Origin of the sequence: Pseudomonas sp. 18.1.10 (genome assembly GCF_024655625.1) — a bacterium.
Taxonomy (GTDB): Bacteria; Pseudomonadota; Gammaproteobacteria; order Pseudomonadales; family Pseudomonadaceae; genus Aquipseudomonas.
The window spans coordinates 1-3,480 of the sequence record NZ_JANLGL010000364.1 but is presented as its reverse complement, the minus strand read 5'-3'; the positions used below and the strand labels follow the sequence as shown (position 1 = coordinate 3,480).

General features: G+C 63.0%; 4 protein-coding genes. 1 reads left to right on the top strand and 3 read right to left on the bottom strand.

What is annotated here, in order from left to right:
- Nucleotides 1–74: 74 nt before the first annotated feature.
- Entirely contained in the window at nt 75–554 is a 480-nt protein-coding gene (locus NUV89_RS28630; RefSeq protein ID WP_017735654.1) for an Lrp/AsnC family transcriptional regulator, read from the bottom strand.
- Between the two features lie 416 nt (nt 555–970).
- Here NUV89_RS28630 and NUV89_RS28625 point away from each other — a divergent pair, with 416 nt between their 5' ends.
- Nucleotides 971–2,047 (top strand): DUF6515 family protein, encoded by a 1,077-nt coding sequence (locus NUV89_RS28625; RefSeq protein WP_257783962.1) that lies wholly within the window; start codon nt 971–973, stop codon nt 2,045–2,047.
- On the opposite strand, the gene NUV89_RS28620 is transcribed toward NUV89_RS28625, so the two are convergent.
- A complete protein-coding gene (locus NUV89_RS28620) occupies nt 2,044–2,937 on the bottom strand; it encodes a cation diffusion facilitator family transporter (RefSeq protein ID WP_257783961.1) in 894 nt (297 codons plus the stop codon). The genes NUV89_RS28625 and NUV89_RS28620 overlap by 4 nt on opposite strands.
- Before the next feature lie 15 nt (nt 2,938–2,952).
- A complete protein-coding gene (locus tag NUV89_RS28615) occupies nt 2,953–3,372 on the bottom strand; it encodes a polyribonucleotide nucleotidyltransferase (protein ID WP_257783960.1) in 420 nt (139 codons plus the stop codon).
- Nucleotides 3,373–3,480: the final 108 nt, after the last annotated feature.

Here is a 3,480-nt window from a genome sequence, read left to right as displayed (position 1 = left end):
TGACCCACCGCTTTCGCGAGCAAGCCCGCTCCCACACAAGCCCGCTCCCACAGGGATTAGCATTGTGCTTGAGATCAGGTGCGCAGGTGGGTCAGCGGCAGTTCGGTGCTGTTGAGTACCTGGTTCAGCACAAAACTGGAACGCACACTGGTCACCCCATCGATGCGGGTGAGATGCCCCAGCAGCAATTTCTGATAGTGATCCATATCCGGCACCACCACCTTCAGCTGATAGTCGGCATCCATCCCGGTGACCAGACTGCATTCCAGCACCTGGGGCAGGGTGCGGATCGCCGCTTCGAAGTTCTCGAAACGCTCCGGTGTATGCCGGTCCATGCCGATCAACACGTAGGCGGTGAGGCTCAGGCCCAGCATCTTGCGGTCGAGCAGGGCGACCTGGCGGGCGATGTAGCCGTCGTCTTCCAACTGCTTGACCCGGCGCGAGCACGGCGACGGCGACAAGCCGATGCGTTCGGCCAACTCCTGGTTGGAGATCCGCGCGTCACGCTGCAATTCCGCCAAAATACTCAGGTCGTATCGGTCAAGCTTGCTCATTGGGTTGGCCTTTGTCGTAACTATTGCGGCGAATTATCTATGAAGGGTTAAAAATTGCGCAAGCACTGTTTATTGACGCAATCTTCGCAATCATCTGCCGGGCGCTGGCGGGTATCTTTATCAACAGAATCACCGCCTGGACAAACAGTCCACAGCAGCTCGCCCAATCAGGCCCGCTGCGGCCGCCACCCCAGCAGGGTTGAGCCGGCCTCCAGGCTGCACACTGTCCACAAGACGGCGTGAGGTGAGCCAACGTCAAAAGCGTTGAGCACGGACGAAGTTCTCAAGGGGTGGCCGACGGGTCACCCCTTTTCTTTTGCCTGCGAAAATGTTTCTCGTGACTGATAACCTGTCCGAGAACCGGGCCATGCTTTTCCAGTCTCATGGACAGGCCCTAATCCGCAGTGAGGAATAGCATGAAGCGCATCTGGCGTTTGACAGGTGTAGGTTTGCTGATGGTCACCGTTGGCGCGCAAGCAGTGGCCGACGAGCGTGATAACACACCACGCCCTGAAGGCGGTGGTCAGCATGAGCGCGGCCAGGGCGGTGGTCGACAGCAGGGCAATGAGCCGCCACGCCAGCAGAACAACGCGCCACGGCCGGAAAATAATCAGCCACGGCCGGAGAACGCTCAGCCGCGCCCGCAGAATCAGCATTTTGAACAGCGCAATGGCCAGAACGACCATTGGCAAGGTCGCCAGCCGGGCAACGAGCCGAGTCGCCCCGTGCAACCGCAGCCGTCGAACAACCTGCCGATCCAGAGCCGCCCCGACACCGTGCGCCAGACCCAGGAGCCTCGCCAGGGCTACTACCGCGACATTCCCCGCCGCAACGACGGCAACCAACATTGGGAAGCCGGCGGCCCCGGCTCGCGTCCAGGCAACAACGGCGGCGGCTACAACAATAACCGCCCTGGCGACAACCGCTGGCCAGGCCGCCCCGACGGGCACGGCAATGGCTGGGGCCCCGGCCCGCAGCATCGCCCTGGGTATGTGATCGACCGCTTCCCCGACCGCAACTACCGCGTGCCTTACCGTGGCCAGGATTACTTCTTCTCCGGTGGCTACTGGTATCGCCCGCAGGGCCCGCGTTATGTGGTGGTGACGCCGCCGTACGGCATCCGCGTGCAATACCTGCCGGACTACGCGCGGGAAGTGTGGGTGGGCAGCGCGTTGTTCTTCCTCGCGGCAGGCGCCTATTACACCTACGAAAGCAGTTCCCAGCAGTACGTGGTGGTGCAACCGCCGACGCAAGTGCCCGCGCCACAACCGGCGCCGCAGGGTAACGGCTATGACGTGGTGGCTTATCCCGCCAACGGCCAGTCACCGGCCCAAGTGCAGCAGGACGGATACGACTGTTATCGCTGGGCCGTGCAGCAAAGTGGCTTCGACCCGCAGCAAGTCACCTACGCCCCAGACCCGGCGGTGGTGCAAACCTACCGCCAGGCCCAGGGCAACTGCCTGAGCAGTCGCGGGTATCAGGTGCAGTACTAGGCTTTATTGCCTGTGACCACTTCCCGCGGGTCGGCGTGCACCAGCACTTCGGCGCGCGGGTAGGCGTTGTGGATGGCATCGGCGGCCCTGTCGCTGATGGCGTGGGCCACCGACAGCGTCAATTCCCCCGGCAGTTCCAGGTGCAACTGCACAAACCAGTGGTTGCCCGAGATGCGCGTGCGCAAGTCATGGGCGCCGAGCACGCCCGGTACGCTGCGGGCCAGCTCCAGCATGTGCTGGCTCACGTCCGCCGGCAGCTCTTCGTCCATCAACACCGCAAAGCTTTCCCGCGCAATCTGGACCGCACTCCACAAAATGTAGGCGGCAATGCCCAGGCCGAACCACGCATCCACCTGATGAAAGCCCAGGCCCGCAATCACCAGCGCCACCAGGATGCTGCCGTTGAGCAGCAAGTCCGAGCGATAGTGCAGCGAGTCGGCCCGCACCGCATTCGAGCCGGTTTCGCGGACCACCCGGTGTTGCAGCATCAGCAACGCCACCGTCAGCACCAGCGAAAAAATGATCACGCCAATGCTCAGCCACGGCGCGCCGACCGGTTCCGGGTGCTGTAACCGCTCATAGGCCTGCAAGGCAATCAGCACCGCACTGCCGCCGATAAACAGCGCCTGGGCCATGCCCGCCAGGGATTCCGCCTTGCCGTGGCCGTAACGGTGATCGTCATCGGCCGGGCGCAGGGCGTAATGCACGGCGATTAGATTCAGCAGCGAGGTGACGCCGTCCAGCAGCGAGTCGGTCAACCCGGCGAGCATGCTCACCGAGCCGCTGAGCCACCAGGCGATGGCCTTGGTGATAATCAGCGCACAGGCCACGCCGACCGACGCGCGGGTGGCCAGGCGCAGGAGCCTGGCGTGTTCGGGGCTGCTGGTCATAGGCGGGTCGAATCCTTAGGCGGCGGGTTGCAGGCCGAGGGAGGCGAGTTGTTGCACGCTGCCCTTGAACTGGATCATGCGCGGGTCGTCCAGCGGCAAGGTGTGGCCGGTTTCTTTCTGGATGATGGTTTGCAGCTTGGCGTTATCGACCTTGCCGTCGGCGCCGATGGCTTCGTGGAGTTTCTCGGGAGCGACCTGCGCGGTTTTGCCCGGCTCGAAGTAGATCGCGCCGGTGGCGAAGTCCACGCCAAAGGCGATCAGGCCAGGGATCACGTAGAACAGCAGGCCCACGGCGTCGAGCACGGCAATGGTCGGGTCGATCTTGCCGTCGATCTGGCCACGGCGATCGGGGTAGAAGATCGAACCGCAGGCCGTCAATTGGCTCAGCAGGGTGACGGCGAGGACACCGCCGATGACACGGGAAGCGATACGCATGGGGGAATCTCCTGGATACGATTGATACGGGACTATAAGCGACGAAGATCCAATGTGGGAGCGGGCTTGCTCGCGAAAGCGGTGGATCAGTCGGTACATCTGTTGACT